This is a genomic window from Clavibacter tessellarius (assembly GCF_001618005.1).
Taxonomy (GTDB): Bacteria; Actinomycetota; Actinomycetes; order Actinomycetales; family Microbacteriaceae; genus Clavibacter; species Clavibacter tessellarius_A.
In genome coordinates, this window is sequence record NZ_LQXA01000013.1 from 194,914 (window position 1) to 216,722 (window position 21,809).

Annotated in this window: 19 protein-coding genes; 3 read left to right on the forward strand and 16 right to left on the reverse strand. The window is 74.1% G+C overall.

What is annotated here, in order from left to right:
- Window positions 1–2 precede the first annotated feature (2 nt).
- Complete coding sequence (locus tag AWH51_RS03160) at window positions 3–1,268, reverse strand: MFS transporter (RefSeq protein WP_254654455.1); 1,266 nt, start codon at window positions 1,266–1,268, stop codon at window positions 3–5.
- Between the two features lie 37 nt (window positions 1,269–1,305).
- Here AWH51_RS03160 and AWH51_RS03165 point away from each other — a divergent pair, with 37 nt between their 5' ends.
- Window positions 1,306–1,986: a maleylpyruvate isomerase family mycothiol-dependent enzyme gene (locus AWH51_RS03165; protein WP_063070670.1), complete on the forward strand. Its 681-nt coding sequence runs from the start codon at window positions 1,306–1,308 to the stop codon at window positions 1,984–1,986.
- On the opposite strand, the gene AWH51_RS03170 is transcribed toward AWH51_RS03165, so the two are convergent.
- From AWH51_RS03170 to truB, 4 genes are read right to left on the reverse strand one after another with little or no spacing between them, the layout of a single operon-like run.
- Window positions 1,983–2,915, reverse strand: coding sequence for a bifunctional riboflavin kinase/FAD synthetase (locus AWH51_RS03170; RefSeq protein WP_063070671.1), 933 nt, complete (start codon window positions 2,913–2,915; stop codon window positions 1,983–1,985). The two genes, AWH51_RS03165 and AWH51_RS03170, sit on opposite strands and share 4 nt — an antisense overlap.
- 1 nt (window position 2,916) lies before the next feature.
- Window positions 2,917–3,378 carry a hypothetical protein gene (locus tag AWH51_RS03175; protein ID WP_063070672.1) on the reverse strand — a complete coding sequence of 154 codons (462 nt, stop codon included), beginning with the start codon at window positions 3,376–3,378 and terminating at the stop codon, window positions 2,917–2,919.
- Window positions 3,379–3,416: 38 nt separating this feature from the next.
- On the reverse strand, window positions 3,417–3,785 hold the full coding sequence (locus AWH51_RS03180; RefSeq protein WP_063070673.1) for a hypothetical protein: 369 nt from the start codon (window positions 3,783–3,785) through the stop codon (window positions 3,417–3,419).
- Window positions 3,782–4,741, reverse strand: coding sequence for a tRNA pseudouridine(55) synthase TruB (gene truB, locus AWH51_RS03185; protein WP_063070674.1), 960 nt, complete (start codon window positions 4,739–4,741; stop codon window positions 3,782–3,784). Before truB ends, AWH51_RS03180 begins: the two co-directional genes overlap by 4 nt.
- An 84-nt stretch (window positions 4,742–4,825) precedes the next feature.
- On the opposite strand from truB, the gene AWH51_RS03190 reads away from it, so the two are divergent.
- Window positions 4,826–5,821 carry a ketopantoate reductase family protein gene (locus tag AWH51_RS03190; protein WP_063070675.1) on the forward strand — a complete coding sequence of 332 codons (996 nt, stop codon included), beginning with the start codon at window positions 4,826–4,828 and terminating at the stop codon, window positions 5,819–5,821.
- Between the two features lie 39 nt (window positions 5,822–5,860).
- Here the strand turns inward: AWH51_RS03190 and AWH51_RS03195 are convergent, their stop codons facing one another.
- Window positions 5,861–6,415, reverse strand: coding sequence for a hypothetical protein (locus AWH51_RS03195; RefSeq protein ID WP_063070676.1), 555 nt, complete (start codon window positions 6,413–6,415; stop codon window positions 5,861–5,863).
- A gap of 37 nt (window positions 6,416–6,452) precedes the next feature.
- Here AWH51_RS03195 and AWH51_RS03200 point away from each other — a divergent pair, with 37 nt between their 5' ends.
- Window positions 6,453–7,331: an A/G-specific adenine glycosylase gene (locus AWH51_RS03200; RefSeq protein ID WP_063070677.1), complete on the forward strand. Its 879-nt coding sequence runs from the start codon at window positions 6,453–6,455 to the stop codon at window positions 7,329–7,331.
- A gap of 120 nt (window positions 7,332–7,451) precedes the next feature.
- Here the strand turns inward: AWH51_RS03200 and rbfA are convergent, their stop codons facing one another.
- The 10 genes from rbfA to AWH51_RS03245 form a co-directional block, all read right to left on the reverse strand.
- Window positions 7,452–7,988, reverse strand: coding sequence for a 30S ribosome-binding factor RbfA (gene rbfA / locus AWH51_RS03205; protein WP_063070678.1), 537 nt, complete (start codon window positions 7,986–7,988; stop codon window positions 7,452–7,454).
- Between the two features lie 123 nt (window positions 7,989–8,111).
- Window positions 8,112–10,943 carry a translation initiation factor IF-2 gene (gene infB, locus AWH51_RS03210; RefSeq protein ID WP_063070679.1) on the reverse strand — a complete coding sequence of 944 codons (2,832 nt, stop codon included), beginning with the start codon at window positions 10,941–10,943 and terminating at the stop codon, window positions 8,112–8,114.
- Window positions 10,944–11,039: 96 nt separating this feature from the next.
- The gene (locus tag AWH51_RS15645) at window positions 11,040–11,333 is read right to left on the reverse strand and encodes a YlxR family protein (RefSeq protein ID WP_081234819.1); all 294 of its coding nucleotides are present in this window, start codon (window positions 11,331–11,333) and stop codon (window positions 11,040–11,042) included.
- 50 nt (window positions 11,334–11,383) lie between these two features.
- Complete coding sequence (gene nusA / locus AWH51_RS03215) at window positions 11,384–12,391, reverse strand: transcription termination factor NusA (RefSeq protein ID WP_063070680.1); 1,008 nt, start codon at window positions 12,389–12,391, stop codon at window positions 11,384–11,386.
- 85 nt (window positions 12,392–12,476) lie between these two features.
- Window positions 12,477–14,249 carry a proline--tRNA ligase gene (locus AWH51_RS03220; RefSeq protein ID WP_063070681.1) on the reverse strand — a complete coding sequence of 591 codons (1,773 nt, stop codon included), beginning with the start codon at window positions 14,247–14,249 and terminating at the stop codon, window positions 12,477–12,479.
- 61 nt (window positions 14,250–14,310) lie between these two features.
- A complete protein-coding gene (locus AWH51_RS03225; RefSeq protein ID WP_063070682.1) occupies window positions 14,311–15,324 on the reverse strand; it encodes an NAD-dependent epimerase/dehydratase family protein in 1,014 nt (337 codons plus the stop codon).
- On the reverse strand, window positions 15,321–17,987 hold the full coding sequence (locus AWH51_RS03230; RefSeq protein ID WP_254654456.1) for an alpha/beta fold hydrolase: 2,667 nt from the start codon (window positions 17,985–17,987) through the stop codon (window positions 15,321–15,323). The genes AWH51_RS03225 and AWH51_RS03230 overlap by 4 nt, the downstream gene beginning before the upstream one ends.
- A 7-nt stretch (window positions 17,988–17,994) precedes the next feature.
- Entirely contained in the window at window positions 17,995–19,026 is a 1,032-nt protein-coding gene (locus AWH51_RS03235; protein ID WP_063070683.1) for a 3-oxoacyl-ACP synthase III, read from the reverse strand.
- 104 nt (window positions 19,027–19,130) lie between these two features.
- Window positions 19,131–20,276 carry a flavodoxin-dependent (E)-4-hydroxy-3-methylbut-2-enyl-diphosphate synthase gene (gene ispG / locus AWH51_RS03240; RefSeq protein ID WP_172405931.1) on the reverse strand — a complete coding sequence of 382 codons (1,146 nt, stop codon included), beginning with the start codon at window positions 20,274–20,276 and terminating at the stop codon, window positions 19,131–19,133.
- An 80-nt stretch (window positions 20,277–20,356) separates the two neighbouring features.
- Window positions 20,357–21,787 carry a M50 family metallopeptidase gene (locus AWH51_RS03245; RefSeq protein WP_414146342.1) on the reverse strand — a complete coding sequence of 477 codons (1,431 nt, stop codon included), beginning with the start codon at window positions 21,785–21,787 and terminating at the stop codon, window positions 20,357–20,359.
- Window positions 21,788–21,809: the final 22 nt, after the last annotated feature.

Below are 21,809 nucleotides of genomic sequence, written 5' to 3' on the forward strand. Positions count from 1 at the left end.
GGTCAGCGGACGCGCGCGGCCTCGTCGCGCGCGGCGCGGTCCCAGGTGTCCTCGAGCATGCGCGGCCTCGCGAGGTAGAAGCCCGAGGCGGAGGCCACGGCGACCATGGCGAACAGCATCAGCAGCGGGACGGTCCACCCGCCGGACAGCTCGTGCAGCACGCCGAACAGCAGCGGCCCGAGGGCGCCGATCGAGTAGCCGATGCCCTGCACGAACCCGCTGAGCGCGACCACTCCCCCGTGCGTGCGGGTGCGCAGGTTGATGAGCACGAAGACGAGCGGGAACAGCAGCGGACCGGATCCCGCGGCGGCCACCCACAGGAGCGGCGCCGCGGCGGGCGCCACCAGGAGGCCCACGTAGCCGACGACGAAGAACAGCACGCCGACCTGGATCAGGATGCCGACGTTCCGCATCCGCGCGGCGAGGATCGGCATGATGATCGCGGCCGGCAGCCCCATGAACCCGAAGACCGCGAGCAGCGCGCCGGACGCGACGGGCGACTGGCCCGCCGTGTCCTGCAGCAGCGCGGGCAGCCAGGCGAACATCGCGTACGCGTTGAACGACGACGCCGCCTGGATCCCGACGAGCGCCCACGCGACCGGCGAGCGGAACACGCGGCCCGTGACGGCGGCCGGCGCCTCCTCCACCCGGTCGAGCCCGGCCGCGGCCGCGCGCTCGCGGCGGGTGTGCCGGTGGTGCTCGACGAGCAGGGCGATCCACGGCGCGAGCGCCACGACCGCGACCCCGGCCCACGCGCCGATCGCGACGCGCCAGCCGGCGCCGTCCGCCAGCGGCGCGGCGACGAGCGACGGCACGCCCGTGCTGATCGACATCATCACGGTGGTGACGGAGGTGAGCGGCCCGATCCGGCCGGGGAAGTACTTCTTCACGAGCGGCGGCAGCAGCACGTTGCCGAGGCCCATGCCCGCGAGCGCGAGGATCGTGCCGATGCCGAAGACGACCACGTGCGACGAGCCGGCGCGCACGAGGTGCCCGGCGATCATGGCGGCGAGGCCCACGACGACCGTGAGCTCGAGGCCCAGGCGGCGCGAGATCGCGGGCGCCAGGAGGCCGAAGAGCGCGAAGCAGACGGGCGGCAGGGCGCCGAGCACGCCGATCGACACGGTGTCGAGCGGCACGTCGCGGCCGATCTCGTCGACGATCGGCGAGAAGACGGCGACGGCGGTGCGGAGGTTCAGGGCCACCAGCACGATGCCGACGAGGGCGAGGAGCGCACCCGCGCGGGGAGCGGCGGGAGGAGTCGTCACCACCAGATTCTACGGCGGCCGGAATAGGCTCTCGGCCATGAGCGAGATCTCCCGTCACCTGCCCCTCAGCCAGCGCCCCTCCGAGCCCGAGGCGCGCGTGACGGGCGTCTGGAGCGCCGAGATCGCCGACGTCCTCGACCGCACGGCCGACCTCCTCGCCTCCCTCGACGCGGACGGCTGGGAGGCCGCGAGCATGTGCGAGGGCTGGACCGTGCGCGACGTCGCCGGGCACGTCGTCTGGCGGGTGGGCGCGAGCAACGGCGCCATGGTGCGCACGGCCGTGGGATCCATGCGCCGCCGCCCCCACCTCAACCCCATGCACGTGATGGACGACCTCAGCGCCGACGAGGCCCGCCGCGCCCCCGAGGACCTCGTCGCCCGGATCCGCGCCATCGCCGCCGAGAAGCGCGCCGGCAAGGGCCGCAAGCGCCTGCCGGAGCTCCTCGAGGTGGTCGTGCACGCGTTCGACATCGCGCACGCGCTCAAGGTGGACCTGGAGCTCGACCACCGCTCGACGGGCGCCGTCGCGGTGGCCCGCGCGGCGATCGCGCCCGCCGGGATCCGCGGCGTGCTGCGCGCCCGGACGCTCCGCGCCTCCGACGCCGGCTGGAGCGTGGGCCACGGCCCCGCCATCGAGGCCACCGCGTCGACGCTGATCATGTACCTCTTCGGCCGCACGCCCCGCCCCGAGGGCGACGCCGCGGGAGACGCCGCCTAGATCCCGAGCACCGCACGGGTGCGCACGACGTCGTCCGTCATCTGCGCGATCAGCGGCTCGCGGCCCTCGTACGCGACCATGCCGCGGATCCGGCTGACGAACACGACCTCGACCTCGTGGTCGTACAGGTCGAGCGTCTCGTCCAGCACGAACGCCTCGACGACGCGGGGCCGGACGCCCGCGAATGTGGGGTTCGTGCCGACGGAGATGGCCGACGGGTAGGTGCGGTCGCCGTCGCGCAGCCAGCCGGCGTAGACGCCGTCGGCCGGGATGAGGCCCTCGGCCTCGGGCGAGAGGTTGGCGGTGGGGAAGCCGAGCTCGCGGCCGCGCTTCTCGCCGTGCACGACGACGCCGCGGACGGCGGGGCAGCGGCCGAGGAGCTCCGCCGCGGCCGTCACGTCGCCGCGGTCCATGAGGTCGCGGATCCACGTGGAGGAGACCTTGCGGCTGCCGTCCGGCATGACGTCGCCGACCACCACCGTGCGGAAGCCGTGGCGCTCGCCGAGGCGCGTGAGGGTGGCGGCGTCGCCCGCACCCTGCGCGCCGAAGCGGAAGTCCTCGCCCACGAGCACGACCCGGGCGCCGAGGGCGTCGACCAGCACCGTGCGGACGAACTCCTCGGGGCTCAGCCGCTGCAGGCGCTCGTCGAACGGGAGCATGAGGGTCGCGTCGACGCCGAGCTCAGCGAGCAGCTCGATCTTCTGCCGGTTGCTCACGAGGCTCTGCGGGCGCGCGGCGGGCGCGAGCAGGGCGGCCGGGTGCCGGTCGAACGTGACGACGGCCGAGGCCAGGCCCTCGTCGGCGGCGATGCCCAGGAGGCCCTGGATGACCGCGCGGTGCCCGGCGTGCACGCCGTCGAACTTGCCGATGGTGACGGCGCTCGGCCCGAATCCTCCCGGCACCCCGGCCGGGTCGTGGACGACGATCACGTCAGCGGTCCCCGCGCACAGGGCGCTCGTCCACCGCGCTCACCCGCGAGCGTCCGCCGCGGCGCAGCCACCACAGCCCGAGCACGGGCAGCACCAGGGGGATGAAGCCGTAGCCGTTGCCGTAGACCGACCACACGCTGTCGTGCGGGAAGAGCTGGGCGTCGACGAGGCTCAGCGTGCCGACCACCAGCACGCCGACGAGCTCGAACGCGATGGTGGCGAACGCGATGCGGTACCAGCGGCGCGCGGAGTCCGGGCTCTTGGCGGGCGCGACCAGGGCGACCGTGGCGACGATGTAGACGACCGCGGCGAGCGCCGAGAGCGCGTACGCGACGGGGGCCTCGTCGAACTTGGTGAGGATCTGCGTGACGGACCGCCCGGTCGCGGCGAGGGCGAGCAGCCCGTAGAAGAAGACCAGGACCCGTCCGAGGCCGGTCATGCGCGAGTTCCGGGAGTCAGTCATGGCACCAGCGATTATCCCCTACCGGGGGAACGCCGCGATCACGCGGACTGCACGTTCCAGATGACGTCCATCCGGTAGACCATGATCGCGATGGCCAGGCACGAGGCGCCGAGGATGATCGTGCTCCAGCGCGTGCGCTCGACCAGGGCCCAGAAGATCGCGAGCGGCGGGATCACGAGGCCGCTCAGCAGGTACGCGTAGTACTCGACGAGGTTGCCCGACGGCGGGTTCCCCACGGCGGGGGCCGCGATCGCGACGACGAGCTGCACGACGAGCAGCACCTCGACGAGGGCGGTCGGCAGCACGGTGAGGTCGCTCGGCTTCCGTCCGATCGCCCCCACCACGAGGCAGAGCACGCCGGCCACGACGGCCACCGCGATCTGCGCCACCGTGAGCCAGCCGATCACGAGGCGCCCGGGTCGTCGGCCGGGAAGTTGACGAGGGACGTGCCGGTGCGGCCGCGGAAGCCGACCAGCCCCACGAGCCGGCCGTCGGGCGCGACCGCGGCGAGCGGATCCTCGGTGGGCGCCTCATCCGGAGTCGTCAGCTTCTTCCCGTGGCCGAGGTCGACGGCCTCCTGCGCGGTGAGGTGCAGCACGTCGAAGAGGCGGGCGGCCGCCTCGGCCGGCGGGATGAGGCGGTCGGCGACGACCATGTCGTCGATGGCCACGGCGTCGTCCACGTGGAAGGGCCCGACGCGCGTGCGGCGGAGCGCGGTGAGGTGCCCGCCGACGCCGAGCTCCCGGCCGAGGTCGCGCGCGAGCGCCCGCACGTACGTGCCGGACGAGCAGGTGATGCGCACGTCGAGGTCGAGCTGCGCGCCGTCCTCCTCGCCCTCCTCCGCGTCGACCGCGGAGAAGCGGAGCACGTCGAACGCGGAGACGGTGACCTCGCGCGCGGCGAGCTCGACGTCCTCGCCCGCGCGGACCCGGGCGTAGGCGCGCTTGCCGTCGACCTTGATGGCGCTCACCGCGCTCGGGACCTGCGAGATGACGCCGCGGAGGCCCGAGATCGCGCGCTCCACGTCGGCGACGGCGAGGTCGCGGATGCGGCCGGGCTCGGCGCGCGACACGACCTCGCCCTCCCGGTCGTCGGTGGTGGTGGCGCGGCCCAGGCGGATCGTGGCCAGGTACTCCTTGTCGAGGCCGACGAGGTACGTGAGCAGGCGCGTGGAGCTGTTGACGCCGAGGATCATGAGGCCCGTCGCCATGGGGTCGAGCGTGCCGGCGTGCCCGACCTTGCGCGTGCCGGCGAGGCGGCGGGTGCGGGCGACGAGGTCGTGGCTGGTCCACTCCCCGCGCTTGTCGACGAGGAGCAGGCCGCTCACGGTGGAGGGAGCGGCGCGGGGGGTCGGGGATTCCATGGCCTGACCATCATGCCGTGCGGGGACGCGTCCCCGGATCCGCGGAGGCGGCCCGGCTTAGGATCGGGTGTCGAGGGAGGGCCTGTGCTGATCGGGGTCGTGGGGGCCGGAGCGGTCGGTGGGACCGTCGCCGCGCTGCTGGAGCGGGCGGGCCACCAGGTGGACGTCACCGCGCGCGGGCCGCACCTGCGCGCCATCCAGGACCGCGGGCTGCGGCTGGCCGGCGGATGGGGCGCGCACGTCGCGCGCGTCGCCGCCGCCGAGCGCCTGGGACGGCCGCCCGAGCTCGCGGTGGTCGCCACGAAGATCGCCGACGCCCGCGATGCGATGCGGGAGAACGCCGGCTGGCTGAGGGGCATCCCCGTGCTCGTCGTGCAGAACGGCCTGTCGGGCCTGCGGATGGGCGCCGAGTGCCTGCCGCGCTCCCAGGTCGTGGGCGGGCTCGCGCTCCTCGCCACCTCGTTGACGGAGCCCGGGCTCGTCACCGTCACGGGACCCGCCGGCATCCACATCGGCTCGGCGGACGGCCCGGACGGCGCCGGGGTCGAGCTCGTGCGCCGCGTCCTCGACCCGGTGATGCCCGTCACCGTCGCCCCCGACTTCCGCGGCGCGCAGTGGACGAAGCTCGTCGTGAACGGCATCAACGCGGTCCCGGCGGTCACGGGCCTCAGCGCGCAGGCGGTGATCGCCGACCCGGTCATGCGGCGGATCGTCACGCGCGCCATGCAGGAGACCGTCCGCACGGGCCTCGCCCGCGGCGTCGTCTTCGGCTCGCTCGCCGGGCTCACGCACCGGCGGCTGAAGGCGTTCGCGTCGATGCCCGTCGGACTCGCCGGCCGGCTGCCCGTGTCGCTCGCGCGCGCCATGGGGAGCGTGCCGAACCCGGGGTCGACCCTGCAGAGCATCCGCCGCGACCGCCCCACGGAGATCGACCACCTCAACGGCGCCGTCGCCGCGCTCGCGCCGGGCGCCGGGCAGGACGCACGCGTGAACGCCGCGCTCGTGCAGCTCGTGCACGGCGTGGAGACGAGCGGACGGCACATCTCCCCCGCCGAGCTCGTGCGGCTCGTCCCGCGCTGATCCGGCCGGCCCCGCGCTCCACGAGCTCGGCCGACGGCGTCAGCAGCTGTCGGCGAAGACGCGCCGCGGGAGCTCGGGGTCGGTGACGTCGACGATCATGGTGGCCGCGCGCCGGGGGTTCACCGCGCGGATGTACCGCGCGTGCGCCTCCTGCGCGGCGGATCCGGCGTCCCCGCCGGCGGTCGCGAGCGGCTCGCCGGGCAGCAGCAGGTAGACGACCGCGTTCCAGAGGCCGCGCAGCTCGGGGGCCTGGAGGGCATCGCCGGAAACCAGCAGCACGGCGTCGTCGGGGGCGTCGGTCACGGGATCGCCGCCCGGACGCAGGGCGAACGGCAGGCCGGGCCGGCGGAAGGGGCGCACGAGGCCGTCGCGCAGCGCGTCCGCGCCCGCGGCGCCGTGCTCCGCGGCATCCGCGACGTACGCGGCGTGACCGCCCGCGCGCAGCACGTCCGCGAGGTCGCGCGCGAAGCCCGCGGGATCCGCGAGCGGGCCGCCGTCCACCGCCAGGAACGCGCGCCCGCGGCCGTAGTTGTGCAGGAACTCGTCGGCGAGCGAGGACAGGACCTCGGCGCGGGAGGCGCGGTACAGGGGCATGACCCGAGCGTAGGCCGCGCTCTCGTACGCTGGCCGCATGCCCGAGACCGCCCTCGCCCGCGACGTCAACGCCTGGTTCCGGGAGAACGCGCGCGACCTGCCGTGGCGACGCGAGGGGTTCGGATCCTGGGGCATCCTCGTCAGCGAGTTCATGCTGCAGCAGACGCCCGTGGTCCGGGTGATCCCGCGGCTCGAGGAGTGGCTCGTGCGCTGGCCGACGCCCGCCGCGCTCGCCGCGACGCCAGCGAGCGAGGCCGTCCGCGCGTGGGGCCGGCTCGGCTACCCGCGCCGGGCGCTCAACCTGCACGCGTGCGCGGTCGCGATCACGGAGCGGCACGGCGGCGAAGTGCCCGAGGACGTGGACGCCCTGCTCGACCTGCCCGGCGTCGGTCCGTACACGGCGCGCGCCGTCGCCGCCTTCGCGTTCGGGCACCGGCACCCGGTGGTCGACGTCAACGTGCGGAGGGTGATCGCGCGCGCGGTCGCCGGCCAGGGCGATCCGGGTCCCGCGCGCACCGCGGCCGACCTCGCCGCCATGGAGGCGCAGCTGCCGGCCGACGTCGCCGAGGCACGGGTCTTCAACGCGGGCGCGATGGAGCTGGGCGCGGTCGTCTGCACGGCGCGGTCGCCCCGCTGCGAGGAGTGCCCGATCCGGGGCATCTGCGCGTGGCGCGCGGCCGGCTACCCGGCCTACGACGGCCCGGTGCGCGTGGTGCAGAAGAAGTACGAGGGATCCGACCGCCAGGTGCGCGGGCTGCTGCTCGCCGAGCTGCGGTCGAGCCACTCCCCCGTGAGCGCCGCCGACCTCGCGACCGCATGGCCGGAGCCCGTGCAACGGGACCGCGCGCTCGCCGGGCTCGTGGCCGACGGGCTCGCCGTGGTCCAGCCCGACGGCACGTACGCCCTGCCGAGCTGACGCGCGCGGCGACGCGTCGATCCACCTACGCACGCACGGAGGGGGCGCGCGTCCCTCGACGCGCGCCCCCTCATCGAAGCCGGATCAGCGCTCGACGCCGGATCAGGGCGCCGTGCCGGATCAGTGCGCCGGCGTGAACCCGGGCGCCGTCGGGTCGCCGAGGTCGCCGTCGGCAACCTCGTCGTCCTCGTCGTCCTCGTCGTCCTCGTCGTCGTCCTCGTCCTCGTCGTCCTCCAGGACGCGCGGCTTGACGTACGGGTCCTCGTCGCCCGCGTATACGCCGGCCTTCGCCTGCGCCTGCACGTCGGCGTCGCGGCGACGCGCCTCCTCGAGGAGGGCGTCGATCGCGGCCGCGTTCTCCGGCACGCCGTCGAGGATGAACTCGAGCGACGGCGTGAGGCGCGCGGTGATGTTCTTGCCGACCTCGCTGCGGAGCATGCCCGTCGCGGACTTCAGGGCCGCGGCCGTGTCGGCGCGCTCCTCGTCGGTGCCGTAGACCGTGTAGAAGATGCTGGCGTGCTGCAGGTCGCCCGTGACGCGGACGTCGGTGACGGTCACGAAGCCGAGGCGCGGGTCCTTGATGCCCCGGTCGAGCTTGCGCGCGACGATCTCCTTGATGCGGTCGGCCATCTTCCGGGCCCTCGCGTGATCGACCATGGTCGACGTCCTTCCGTGACGGATGCGGCCGGGCGAGACCCGGCATCGTGCTGACGCCCCGCGGGTGGCGGGACGGGAGGGCCCCGCTCCCCTGGTGGGGAGCGGGGCCCGGATCGGCCGGGGTCAGACCCGCGGCTTCTCCTTCATCTCGATCGTCTCGATCTCGTCGCCGATCTGGATGTCGTTGAACTTGCCGAGGCCGATGCCGGCCTCGTAGTCCGTGCGGACCTCGGACACGTCGTCCTTGAACCGACGCAGCGACTCGATCGCCAGGCTGTCGCCCACCACCACGCCGTCGCGGATGACCCGCGCCTTGGCGTTCCTGGTGATGGTGCCCGAGCGGACGATGACACCCGCGATGTTGCCGAACTTCGAGGAGCGGAACACCTCGCGGATCTCGGCGACGCCGGACTGGACCTCCTCGTACTCGGGCTTGAGCATGCCCGTGAGGCTCGACTCGATCTCCTCGAGCGCCGAGTAGATGACGCTGTAGAAGCGGATGTCGACACCCTCGCGCGCCGCGCGGGCGCGGGCCTTCGGGTCGGGGCGGACGTTGAACCCGATGATGATCGCGTTGTCGATCGTCGCCAGGTTGACATCGCTCTCGGTGACCGCTCCGACGCCGCGGTGGATGATCCGCAGCTGCACGGAGTCGTCCACCTCGATCTTCATGAGCGACTCCTCCAGCGCCTCGACGGCACCGGACACGTCGCCCTTGATGATGAGGTTGAGCGACTCGACCTTGCCCTCCTCCAGCGCACGCGTGAAGTCCTCGAGGCTGATGCGCTTGCGGGCCTTCGCCAGCTGGGCGTTGCGCTCGACGGCCTCGCGCTTCTCGGCGATCTGACGGGCGGTGCGGTCCTCCTCGGTGACGAGGAAGGTGTCGCCCGCGCCGGGGACCGACGAGAGGCCCTGGACCTGGACGGGCCGCGAGGGGTAGGCCTCGTGGACCGCGTCGCCGTTCTCGTCCATCATCGCCCGGACGCGGCCGTAGGCCGTGCCCGCCACGATGGCGTCGCCCACGCGGAGCGTGCCCGACTGGATGAGGACGGTCGCGACCGCACCGCGGCCCTTGTCGAGGCGGGCCTCGATGGCCACGCCGCGCGCGTCCTTGTTCGGGTTGCTGCGCAGGTCGAGACCGGCGTCGGCGGTGAGCAGGACGGCCTCGAGGAGGTCATCCACGCCCTTGCCGGTGAGCGCCGAGACGTCGACGAACATGACGTCTCCGCCGTACTCCTCGGCGACCAGGCCGTACTCGGTGAGCTGCTGGCGCACCTTGGCGGGGTTGGCCCCCTCCTTGTCGACCTTGTTGACCGCGACCACGATCGGCACGTTCGCCGCCTGGGCGTGGTTCAGGGCCTCCACCGTCTGCGGCATGATGCCGTCGTCGGCCGCGACCACGAGGATCGCGATGTCGGTGACCTGGGCACCACGGGCGCGCATGGCGGTGAACGCCTCGTGGCCCGGGGTGTCGATGAAGGTGATGGCGCGCTCGTAGCCCTCGTGCGGCGCCCAGACCTGGTACGCGCCGATGTGCTGCGTGATGCCGCCCGCTTCGCCCTCGATGACGTTGGCGTTGCGGATGGCGTCGAGCAGGCGCGTCTTGCCGTGGTCGACGTGGCCCATGACGGTGACGACGGGCGGCCGGATCTCCAGCACGTCGTCGTCCTCGTCCTCGAGCTCCTGGTCGAGGTCGATGTCGAAGCCCTCGAGCAGCTCGCGGTCCTCGTCCTCCGGGGAGACGACCTGGATCTTGTAGCCGAGCTCCGTGCCGAGCACCTCGAAGGTGGCCTCGTCGAGCGACTCGGTCGCCGTCGCCATCTCACCGAGGTGGAACAGCACGGTCACCAGGTTGCCGGGGCTCGCGTCGATCTTGTCGGCGAAGTCGGAGATGGACGCGCCGCGACGCAGGCGGACGACCGTGTTGCCGTCGCCGCGGGGGACGCTGACGCCACCCAGCGACGGGGCCTCGCGCAGCTCGAACTCGGCCCTCTTCGTCCGCTTCGACTTGCGCGACTTGCTCTTGCCGCCGCCGCGCCCGAAGGCACCTGCGGTGCCGCCGCCGGGGCCGCGGCCGCGGCCTCCGCCACCGGGACGACCGGCGAAGCCGCCGGCCGGACGCTGGAAGCCGCCGGCGGCGGGGGCGCCGGGGCGTCCCGCTCCACCGGGTGCGCCGCCGGGACGACCGGCGCCCGCGGGGCGCTGACCGAAGCCGGCAGGACGCGCGCCCTGGCCGACGCCGCCGGGACGCGGGGCGCCGGGGCGGGGGGATCCGGGACGGGGAGCGGCCGGGCGGGGGCCAGCGGCTCCCGCGGCGGGACGCTGGCCCATGCCCTGGTTGCTCGCGAACGGGTTGTTGCCCGGGCGGGGCTTGGTGCCCATGCCCTGGTTGCTCGCGAAGGGGTTGTTGCCGGGGCGCGGGGCCGCCGGACGCGGGATCCCGGGTCGCGGGATGCCGTTGGAGGGCGCCGGGGTGCTGCCGGCGTCCGGGCGCGGGGCGCTCGGGGTCGACGCGGCCGGGGCCTCGGAGGTGGTGGACGCGGCCGACTTCTCGGCCTGCGCCTTCTCCTCGGCGGCGGCCTTGCGGGTCGCCTCGGCCTGGGCCTGGCGCTCCGCGACGGTCAGCGGCGCGACCGGAGCCGGCACGTCGGACGCCTCGGGGGCGTCAGCGGCGGGAGCCGTGGGCTGCGGGCCGGGGGTGGGACGACCGCCGGGCTTCGGGGCCGACGAGCGGCTCCCGGGGCGCGGGGCGGACGAGGGAGCCGCTGCGGGCGCCGCGGCCTGGCCGGTGACCCCGGCGGCCTCGAGCGCCGCCTTGAGCTTGCGGGCCACGGGGGGCTCGATGCTCGACGACGGTCCCTTGACGAACTCGCCCATCTCCTTGAGCTTGGCGAGTGCGGTCTTGCTGTCGACGCCGATCTCGGCGGCGATCTCGTGTACGCGTGGTTTTGCCACTGTTCTCCTGTCTGGGGGTCCTCTCCCAGGCAGGAGGGGACCGCTAGTGCTGGACGGATCTCATTTCGAGCCGCTCATTAGTTGTCCATGTGCCGTTCAGCCTGTTCTCTCGGATGCTCGCGCGCTCGGCTGGGCCGCGAGCCGCTCTCGTAGTCCCCCAAGAGCTGCGGGGTCGAGCGCCGCCTCGCTGCGCAGGGCCCGCCCGAAGGCGCGCCTCGCGATGGCTCGGTCGATGCACTCGATGGTCGGATGGATCCACGCGCCCCTGCCGGCCATCACCGCACGCTCGTCGAGGACGAGGGAGCGGGTGGGGGGATCGGCGACGATCCGCTGGAGAGCGGACCTCGGGGCACGCCGACGACAGCCGACGCACGTTCTTACCGGATCCATACTACCCCCTGCGTCCGGCGGCGGGGAGGCCGCGTCCCGCCGGGCGGCGCTCAGTCGTCGCCCTCGAGGATCGAGTCGGGCTGGATGTCGATCTTCGCGCCCGTGAGCTTGGCGGCGAGGCGGGCGTTCTGGCCCTCCTTGCCGATGGCGAGCGACAGCTGGTAGTCCGGCACGAGCGCGCGGACGGCCTTGGTCGCCTGGTCGATCACGAACGAGCTCGTGACCTTGGCGGGCGAGAGCGCGTTGCCGACGAACACGGGCAGCGACTCGGAGTAGTCGACGATGTCGATCTTCTCGTCGTTGAGCTCGGCTGTGACGGCGCGGACGCGCTGCCCCAGCTCGCCGATGCACGCGCCCTTGGCGTTGATGCCGGGCTCGGTCGCGCGCACCGCGATCTTCGTGCGGTGGCCCGCCTCGCGGGCGAGCGAGACGATCTCGACCAGGCCCTGCGCGATCTCCGGTACCTCGAGCGCGAACAGCTTGCGGACGAGCGACGGGTGCGTGCGCGAGACCGTGATCTGCGGGCCCTTCGCGCCGCGCGAGACGCTCGTGACGTAGACGCGCAGGCGCGAGCCGTGCGTGTACTTCTCTCCGGGCACCTGCTCCTCGGGCGGCAGGATCGCCTCGATGGTGCCGAGGTCGACGTGGATCATGCGCGGGTTCGGGCCCTGCTGCACGATGCCGGCGACGATGTCGCCCTCGCGGCCCTTGAACTCGCCGAGGATGCGGTCGTCGCCGATGTCGCGGAGGCGCTGGTTGATGACCTGCTTCGCGGCGAAGGCGGCGATGCGGCCGAAGTCGCTGGGGCTGTCCTCCGACTCGCCGATGACGAGGCCGTCCTCGTCGAGCTCGGGGACATGCACGGAGACGTGGCCGGACTTGCGGTCCAGGTGCACGCGGGCCGGGGGCACGCCGTCGGCGACGGGCTTGGCGTCCGCCTGGTCGGTGTGCTTGAGGTAGGCGGTGAGGATGGCCTGCTCGATGATCGAGACGAGCTCCTCGAACGGGATCTCGCGCTCGCGCTCCATCATGCGCAAGACGCTCAGGTCGATGTCCATGGGCCACTCCTCTATTCGGTTGGAAGGATTCGAGGCTACCCGACCGGGAGGGGTCGGGCAGCCCCGAGGGCGGAGCGGGAGCGGATCAGCGGTCGGCGGTGAGCGCGCCCACGACGTCCGCGAGCGCGACCGGGGTGCGCTCGTTCGTGCAGCGGTCCCAGAGCTCGGCCATGCCGTCGGCGGCGCCGCGGCCGACGATGACGATGGTGGGCACGCCGATGAGCTCGGCGTCGCCGAACTTCACGCCGGGCGAGACCTTGGGGCGGTCGTCGAAGAGCACGTCGAGGCCGGCGGCGTCGAGCGCGTCGACGAGCTCCTCGCTGGCCGTCCTGACCCCCTCGTCCTTGCCGGTCATGACCACGTGCACGTCGAACGGGCTGATGGACGCGGGCCAGAGGAGGCCCCGGCCGTCCTGCGTGGCCTCGGCGACGAGCGCCAGGTTCCGCGTGATGCCGATGCCGTACGAGCCCATGGTGACCGTGACGAGCTTGCCGTTCTCGTCGAGCACCTTGAGGCCGAGCGCCTCCGCGTACATGCGGCCGAGCTCGAAGACGTGGCCGATCTCCGTGCCGCGCGCGGTGCTGATGGGGCCGGATCCGTCGGGCGCGGGATCGCCGTCGCGCACGTCGGCCGCCTCCACGGCGCCGTCGGGCGTGAAGTCGCGGCCGGCGACGAGCGAGAGCACGTGCTTCCCGGCGACGTTGGCGCCCGTGATCCAGGAGCTGCCGTCGACGACGCGCGGGTCGACGAGGTAGCGCACCTTCGTGGCCGACGTGGATCCGAGCACGGGGCCCTCGGGCGACCACGGGCCGATGTAGCCCTTCACGAGGCCGGGCTGCTTCTGGAGGTCGCCCTCGGTGGCGGGCTCGACCTCGGCGGGGAAGAAGGCGACCTCGGCGCGCTTGAGGTCGATGTCGCGGTCGCCGGGGATCCCGACGACGACGAGCTCGCGCGTGCCGTCGAGGTGCGTGAGCGCGAGGACGATGTTCTTCAGCGTGTCGGCGGCGGTCCAGGGACGGCCGTCCTCGCGGGGCTCACGGGCGTTCGCGAGGTCGACGAGCGTGGCGATGGTGGGGGTGTCCGGCGAGTCGAAGACGCGCGCGGCGGGCTGGCCCTCGATGGGGATCGACTCGGGCACCAGCGTCGTGAAGGCCTCGACGTTGGCCGCGTAGCCGCCGGGCGACCGCACGAAGGTGTCCTCGCCGATGGGCGTGGGGTGCAGGAACTCCTCGCTCTTGGACCCGCCCATGGCGCCCGCGTCGGCGGCGACGATGACGTACTCGAGGCCGAGGCGCTGGAAGATCCGCTCGTAGGCGTCGCGCTGCGCCTGGTAGCTCACGGCGAGCCCGGCATCGGTGTGGTCGAACGAGTACGCGTCCTTCATCGTGAACTCGCGGCCGCGGAGGATGCCGGCGCGGGGGCGGGCCTCGTCGCGGTACTTGTCCTGGATCTGGTAGATCGACAGGGGCAGGTCCTTGTAGCTCGAGTAGAGGTCCTTCACCAGCAGCGCGAAGAACTCCTCGTGCGTGGGCGCGAGCACCATGGGCGCGCGCTTGCGGTCCTCGAGGCGGAACATCCCGGGGCCGTACTCGTCGTAGCGGCCGGTGGCCTGGTACGGCTCGGCGGGGAGCAGCGCGGGGAAGTGCACCTCCTGGGCGCCGATGCGCTCCATCTCCTCGCGGACGATGGCCTCGACCTTGTTCTTGACCCGGAGGCCGAGCGGCAGCCAGGCGAAGATGCCGGGGGCCTGGCGGCGGATGTAGCCGGCGCGCACGAGGAGGCGGTGGCTGGCCACCTCGGCGTCGACGGGGTCTTCCCGGAGGGTGCGGACGAAGAGCTTCGAGAGGCGTGTGGACACCCGACACAGCCTAGCGATCCGGGCGCGTCGGGCGGGCGCCGCGGGCGGGCGCCGGCGCCGGTCAGCGTCCGGTGGATCCGGCCGCGGCGTAGGAGAGGCGGAGGCGCTCGAAGCCCTCGTCGAGGGAGACGGCCGGGGTCCAGGCGAGCGCCCGGCGGGTCTCGCGCTGGTCGAACCAGTGCGCGGTGGAGAGCTGCTCGGCGAGGAAGCGGGTCATGGGCGGCTCGTCGGATCCGGGACGCACGGCCCAGACGCGCTCGACCGCTCCCCCGGCGGCGCGCGCGAGAGCGGCGGGCACGCGGATCCGGGGTGCGGGCACCCCCGCCGCCCGGCACATCCCGGCGATGAGCTCGGCGACCGGACGCGGCTCGCCGTTCGTGACCACGTACGCGCGGCCGTGCGCGGTGTCGGCGGCGGCGAGCGCGGCGACGATCGCGTCGGCGGCGTTGTCGCGGTACACGGAGTCGACGAGGGCGGCCCCGTGGCCGAGGAGCGGGAGGCGGCCACGGGCGGCCCGGTCGACGATGCGCGCGACGAGCTGGGTGTCGCCCGGACCCCAGACGAGATGCGGGCGGACGGCGAGGACGCGCATCGCCTGGTCGTCCTCGGCCAGGGCGATGAGCTCGCCCTCGGCCTTGGTGCGGGCGTAGTCCCCGCGGGCGCGCACGGGATCCGCGGGCCCGGCGCCGTCGCCCGTGATGGAGAGGCCCGTGTGCGCGACCGACGGCGAGGAGACGTGCACGAACCGCGCGACCCCGGCGGCGCGGGCCGCCCGGAGGAGGCCGCGGGTGCCCTCGACGTTGACGGCGCGGAAGTCGGTCGGATCCCCGGCGAGCGAGACCTTGGCCGCGAGGTGGACGACGGCGTCGACGCCCGCGACCGCGCGCGCGACGGCCGCCGGATCCGTGACGCTGCCGCGGAGGTCGACGACGGATCCCGGCACCGGCTCCGTGCCGCTCGCCGCGAGGCCCGACGGCTGGCGCTGGAACGTGCGGACCGCGTGGCCCTCGGCGGCGAGCCGCTCGGCGACGGCGCGGCCGAGCATGCCGCTCGCGCCCGTGACGAGGACGGTCACGGCGCGCTCACCCGGCCGCCCGAGAGGATCCCGGCGGCCCAGCGCCCGAGGCGCGCGCGGTCGACCTTGGAGTTGTGGCGGACGTCCGTCGGCAGGACCGGGACGACGATCACCGCGGCCACGGGGACGCCGACCGCGGCGCGCACGGCGGCAGCGAGGTCCGGGTCCGCGAGGCCCACGCGCCGTGCGGCCGGCACGGTCTCCACCACGAGCACGAGCTGCTGCACGCCCGCGGGCCCGACGCCCACGGCGGCCGCGCGACCGACGCCGGCGGCGGACTCGGCGCGCTGCTCGGGGCCGACGGGCGTGAGCACGCCGTCGGCGGTCGTGATGACGTGCGGGAGGCGCCCCTCGATCCAGAGCGCGCCCATGGCGTCGAGGTGGCCCACGTCGCCGGTGCGGTGGCGGCGGATCCCGTCGGCCGAGTCGCGCCGCGCGGCCCGGTCGGTGACGTGCAGCCGGTCGTAGCGCTCGTGGACATGCGGGGCCTGCGCCACGATCTCGCCGGTGACGCCGGGCTCGGACGTGAGCGCGCCGGTGGCGGCGCCCGTGGCGTCGAGCGGGCTGATGCGGATGTCGACCGGGTCCACGGGCGTGCCCACGCAGACGCCGGCGTCGCCGCGTCGGGCGGCGTCGCGGATCCCCTCGAGCGTGATGTCGGTGAGCAGCAGGCCCTCCGTCATGCCGTACGGCGTGTGCACCTCCGCGGCCGGGACGAGCGCGGCGGCGCGCGTGAGCAGCGCCTCCGACAGCGGGGCGCCCGCGGAGAGCAGCGACCGGACCCGGCCGAGGGCGACGCGGTCGTCGGCGGTCAGCGCGTCGGCGGTCGCGACGACGTTCGCGAGCACGGCGGGCGACGCGAAGACGACGGTCGCGTCGGCGGCGCGGGCCGCGGCGGCCAACGCGGACGCGGTGAGGTCGCGCGGCCGGGTCACGTCCATGTCGGGCGTGACGCTCGTCGCGCCGAGGGCCGGTCCGAGCAGCGCGAACGGCGCGAAGCCGGCGACCAGGCCGGTGCCGACGCCCACGTCGAAGCGGGAGCCGAGGGTGTCCCGGAGGGACGCGAGCTGGCGGTGCGTGTAGACGACGCCCTTGGCGGGGCCCGTGGATCCGGAGGTGAAGAGGATCGCGGCGTCGTGGTCGGCCGCGGGCTCGGGCGGGAGCACCTGCGCCCAGCCGTCGCGGGCGATCTCCGGCAGGCTCGCGGCGACGCCGAGCGCGCGGGCGACGGGCGGCGCGAGCGTGGTGACCGAGATCCGCTCCCCCGGCCAGCCGAGGGCGCGCGCGAGGGCAAGGCCCGCGGGGATGCCGACGACCATGTCCGGGCGGGATCCCGCGACCGCGCGGCCGAGGCCCTTCACGCCGAGGCCCGCGTCGGCGACCACCACGATCGCGCCGATGCGGAGGCACGCGTAGAGGAGGGCGGTGAGGTCGGCGCCGGGCGGCACGAGGAGCGAGACGCGGTCGCCGGCGCGGAGGCCGCGCGCGTGCAGACCGGCCGCGATCTCGCGCACCCGGCGGGAGAGCAGCCGCCAGGAGACGGTGCGCGGACCGGTGCCGCCGCGCGGCGCCATCTCCACGAGCACGGGGTCGTCGCTGTCGCGCAGCTCCTCGAGCAGCGCGCCGAGCGGGCGGACGGGCGCGGGCGTGCGAGGCGCGGGCGCGGCGGGAGCCGTCCCCGGGGCGACCCGGTCGGCCAGCCAGTCGAGCGCGGCGGAGGCGTAGTCGTGGTCCTCCGCGATCAGGTGGCCGGCGCCCTCCACGCGGTGCACGTCGGCGTGCGGCAGGCGCTCGAGGAGGTCGGAGAGGTAGACGTCGCTGAAGATGGGGTCGCGCGGGCCCCACACGAACAGGGCCGGGAGGTCGAGGTCGCGCAGCCCCTCCGCGATGGCGGTGAGCGTCGCGTGGCTCGGGTGCGCGGGCCCCACGGGGATGTCGGCGACGAAGCCGCGGATCCCGGCGCGCCGGTCCGCGCCCCGGTACGGCGCCGCGAAGGCGCGGCGCACGGCCGGGTCGAGCGGCGGGTGCGCGAGCGCGAGCGTGGTGGCGAGGAAGCCCGGTGTGCCGCGCGTGGCGGCGTCGTGGATCCCCGTGGCGAGCGCCAGCCGCAGCGGCCACGGGATGGGCACGCCCTCTTCCTGGTGCACGGCCGTGTTGAGCGCCATGACCCCGGCGAGCACGTCGCGGTTGCGGAGCGCCCAGCCGAGGCTGACGACGCCGCCCCAGTCGTGGCCGAGCGTGACCACGGGGCCGGTGGCGCCGGATCCGGAGAGCCCCAGCTCGTCGGTCAGCGCCTGCAGGTCGTCGAGTCGCGTCGGCAGCGTGCGGGACTCGCCCGTGCGCTCGGAGAAGCCCATGTCGAGCTGGTCGACGGCGACGACGCGCCACGCCGGTGCCGACGGATCCCGCTCCGCGCGCGCGAGCGACTCCGCCGCGATGCGCCGCCACAGGTACGACCAGGTCGGGTTGCCGTGCACGCAGAGGACGGTGCCGGCGACCGGCGCGCCCGTCGCCGCGAGCCGCGCCCCCGTGTCGAGCAGGTGCCAGCCGTGGCCGCCCGCCTCCACGACGCGCGACCAGGCGGGGTCGAGGCCCGGCAGCGGCTGCCCGTCGTCGCCGGGCACAGGGACGGTCGCCGCGTTCCCGCGGGCCTCGCGCGTCACGGCGCCGCTACCAGAGGATCTCGGTCATGGCCGTGTTGAGGCCGGAGCCCACACCCATGCAGAGCACGCGGTCGCCGCGGCTGAGGCTGTCGGCCTGGTCGGCGAGCGTGATCGGGATGCTCGCGGGACCGACGTTGCCGTACCGCGGGTACGTGAGCGGCACGCGCGACCTGTCGAGCTTCGCGGCCTTGACGATCGCGTTCGTGTGCACGTCGGAGACCTGGTGGAGGATGTATCGGTCCATGTCCGACCACTGCCAGTCGTCCCCGGCCGCCTCCTTCCACGCGTCGACGACGAGCTCCATGCCGCCGCGGAGGAGCTCCTTCGTGTCGGTGAACATTCCGTCGACGTCGCCGATGCAGAGCTCGTGGTGCTGGGTGGCGGCGCGCGTGACGCCGCCGAGGATCCGGTGCCCCTCGGGGTGGTCGCTCGTCCGCCCGAGGACGGCCGCCGCCGCGCCCGCGCCCAGCGTGAGGCTCGGGAACTCGCTGAGGAAGTCGGCGCGCGTCGTCTCGGGACGGAGCAGGCGGGCGACCGTGTTGTGGCGGATCTCGCCGGCGTCCTCGCCGTCGACGATCATCGCGTAGTCGATCTGGCCGGAGTCGATGAGGTGCCCGGCGAGCGTCATGGCGTTGACGAACCCGAGGCACGCGTTGGCGATGTCGAAGTTGAGCGCCGACGACGGCAGGCCGAGCCCGTGGTGGATGCCGACCGCGACGCTCGGCTCGAGGTGCGCGCGCGTGACGGACGTGTTGATGAGGAGCCCGATCTGCGACGGCTCGACGCCCGCCTGCGCGAGCGCCTTGCGCCCGGCCTGGGTGGCGGCCGCGTCGAACGACATGGAGGCGTCCCAGTTGCGGCGCTCGAGCACTCCGGCGACGCGCTGCAGCAGGCCGGTGGGGAGGCGGAGCCGGGAGAGCACGGGCTTCAGGCGGTCGTCGATCTCGACGGAGGTGACCGTGTGCGGGGCGAGGACGCTGGCGAGCCCCAGCAGGGAGGTGTTCCGATGCCGGAAAGTGGCGTTACCGTTCAACAGCATCCTCAGTTCGTGGGCGGTCCGCCGGGCGGACGACTAGCAGAGCCTACGCGCAGGCGGCGCGCGCGGACGCGCGGCCGCCGCGCGGGCGGGTGGGGCGGGTGGGACTAGACGAGGATCTCGGGGCTGCCGATGGATCCCGCGGGCATCTCCGCGGCGAGGCGGTTCGCCTCCTCGATGAGGGTCTGGACGATCTCGGCCTCGGGGACGGTCTTGATGACCTCGCCCTTGACGAAGATCTGGCCGCGTCCGTTGCCGGACGCGACGCCGAGCTCGGCCTCGCGGGCCTCGCCGGGACCGTTGACGACGCAGCCCATGACCGCGACGCGCAGCGGCACGTTGACGTGCTTGAGGCCCTCGGTGACCTGCTCGGCGAGCGAGTACACGTCGACCTGCGCGCGGCCGCAGCTCGGGCAGGAGACGATCTCGAGCTTGCGCTCGCGGAGGTTGAGCGACTGCAGGATCTGCAGGCCCACCTTCACCTCCTCGGCCGGGGGCGCGGAGAGGGAGACGCGGATGGTGTCGCCGATGCCCTCGGACAGCAGGATGCCGAACGCGGTCGCGCTCTTGATCGTGCCCTGGAAGGCGGGGCCGGCCTCGGTGACGCCGAGGTGGAGCGGCCAGTCGCCGCGCTCGGCGAGGAGCCGGTAGGCCTTGACCATGATGACCGGGTCGTTGTGCTTGACCGAGATCTTGAAGTCGTGGAAGTCGTGCTCCTCGAAGAGGCTCGCCTCCCAGACGGCGGACTCGACGAGCGCCTCGGGCGTGGCCTTGCCGTACTTCTGCAGCAGGCTCGGGTGCAGGGATCCGGCGTTGACGCCGATGCGGATGGACGTGCCCGCGGCCTTGGCGGCCTTCGCGATGGCGCCGACCTGGTCGTCGAACTTGCGGATGTTGCCGGGGTTCACGCGCACGGCGCCGACGCCGGCGTCGATGGCCGTGAAGACGTAGCGCGGCTGGAAGTGGATGTCCGCGATGATCGGGATCTGGCTCTTCTTCGCGAGGATGTGCAGCACGTCCGCGTCGTCCTGGTGCGGCACGGCGACGCGCACGATGTCGCAGCCGGTGGCCGTGAGCTCGGCGATCTGCTGGAGCGTCGCGTTGATGTTGGTCGTCTGCGTGGTCGTCATCGACTGGACGCTGACCTGGGCGTTCCCGCCCACCTTCACCTTGCCGACGCTGATCTGACGGGTCTTGCGACGGGGCGCGAGGACCTCAGGGACCTTCGGCATTCCGAGATTGACTGCTGGCACGGGGAAGAGCCTACGTCCGATTCCTGCACGTGGAGTGCGGCGGGGGCGCGCGCGGCCGGGGACGCCGTCCGACGCGCGGCTCAGGTCAGGCGTACGGGGTTCACCAGGTCGGCGAAGATCAGCAGCGCGCTCATGGCGCCGAACAGGATCACGACCACGAAGGTCAGCGGCATGAGCTTCGCGACGTCGACCGGTCCCGGGTCGCGCCGGCCGAACGCCTTGGCGAGGAACCGGCGCACGCCCTCGACGACGGCGCCGAGCACGTGACCCCCGTCGAGCGGCAGGAGCGGCAGGAGGTTGATCATGCCGAGCGCCACGTTGAGCGAGGCGACCAGGCCGATCATGGCGGAGGCGCGCGAGGCGACGGGCGTCTCGTCGAGGCTCGCGATCTCACCGGCCACGCGGCCGACGCCGACGACGCTCATGGGGCCGTTCGGGTCGCGCTCGCCGCCGCCGAACGCGGCCCGGCCGACGTCGACCAGGCGCTGCGGGAGGTTGAGGATGAGGTTGCCGACGGCCGCCATGTTCTCGCCCGTGGTGGTGAAGGCGGCCGACAGCGGCTGCCGCTGCACGGCCTGCGTGGGCGTGAAGCCGATGAGGCCCACCTGCTGCGTGACCGGCCTCCCCTGCTCGTCGACCTCGGGGGCGCCGCGGGATCCGGGGACGGCCTGCTCGGAGAGGACGGGCGTGATGGCGAGGGTCTGCTGCGCACCGCCCCGGTCGACGACGACGTCGAGCTCGCGGCCGGCGGAGGCGCGGACGGTGGTCGTGACCTGGTCCCACGCGGTGACGGGCGTGCCGTCGATGCTGACGATGGTGTCGCCCGGCTGGAGGCCGGCGGCCGCACCGGGAGCGGCGGGGGCGCCGGCGGGGCAGGTGGCGGGATCGGCCGAGGCGGCGGATCCGGCGGGGACGATGCACGCGTTGACCTGGCCGACCGTGGTGGTGGGCTGGGTGACGCCGAAGCCGCACAGCACCACGGCGAAGAGCACCAGCGCGAGGAGGAAGTTCATCGCCGGGCCGCCCAGCATGATGACCATGCGCTTCGGCACGGGCAGCTTGTAGAAGGCCCGGTCCTCCTCGTCGCCCACGCTCTCGGCGCTGGCCTGGCGCGCGTCCTGCACGAGGAGGTCGAAGAAGCCGCGGCCCGCGCGGTCGTCGGCGGGCGGGGATCCGCCGTCGGCACCGGGCTCCGCCTGGCCGTCCCGGCGGGAGTCGGAGCCGACGAGCTGCGCGATCCCCGTGCTGCTCGTGCCGGCGCGCGAGCTCTGCGGCGGGAACATGCCGATCATGGAGATGTAGCCGCCGAGCGGGATGGCCTTGACGCCGTACTCGGTCTCGCCCTTGCGGCGGCTGAAGATCGTGGGGCCGAAGCCGATCATGTACTGCGTGACGCGGACGCCGAAGAGCTTGGCGGGCAGCAGGTGCCCGACCTCGTGGAGGCCGATGGACACGGCGACGCCGACCACGATGATGAGCACCCCGAGGATGTAGAGGAAGACGCCGTCCATGGTGGGAGAGGCTACCTCCCGC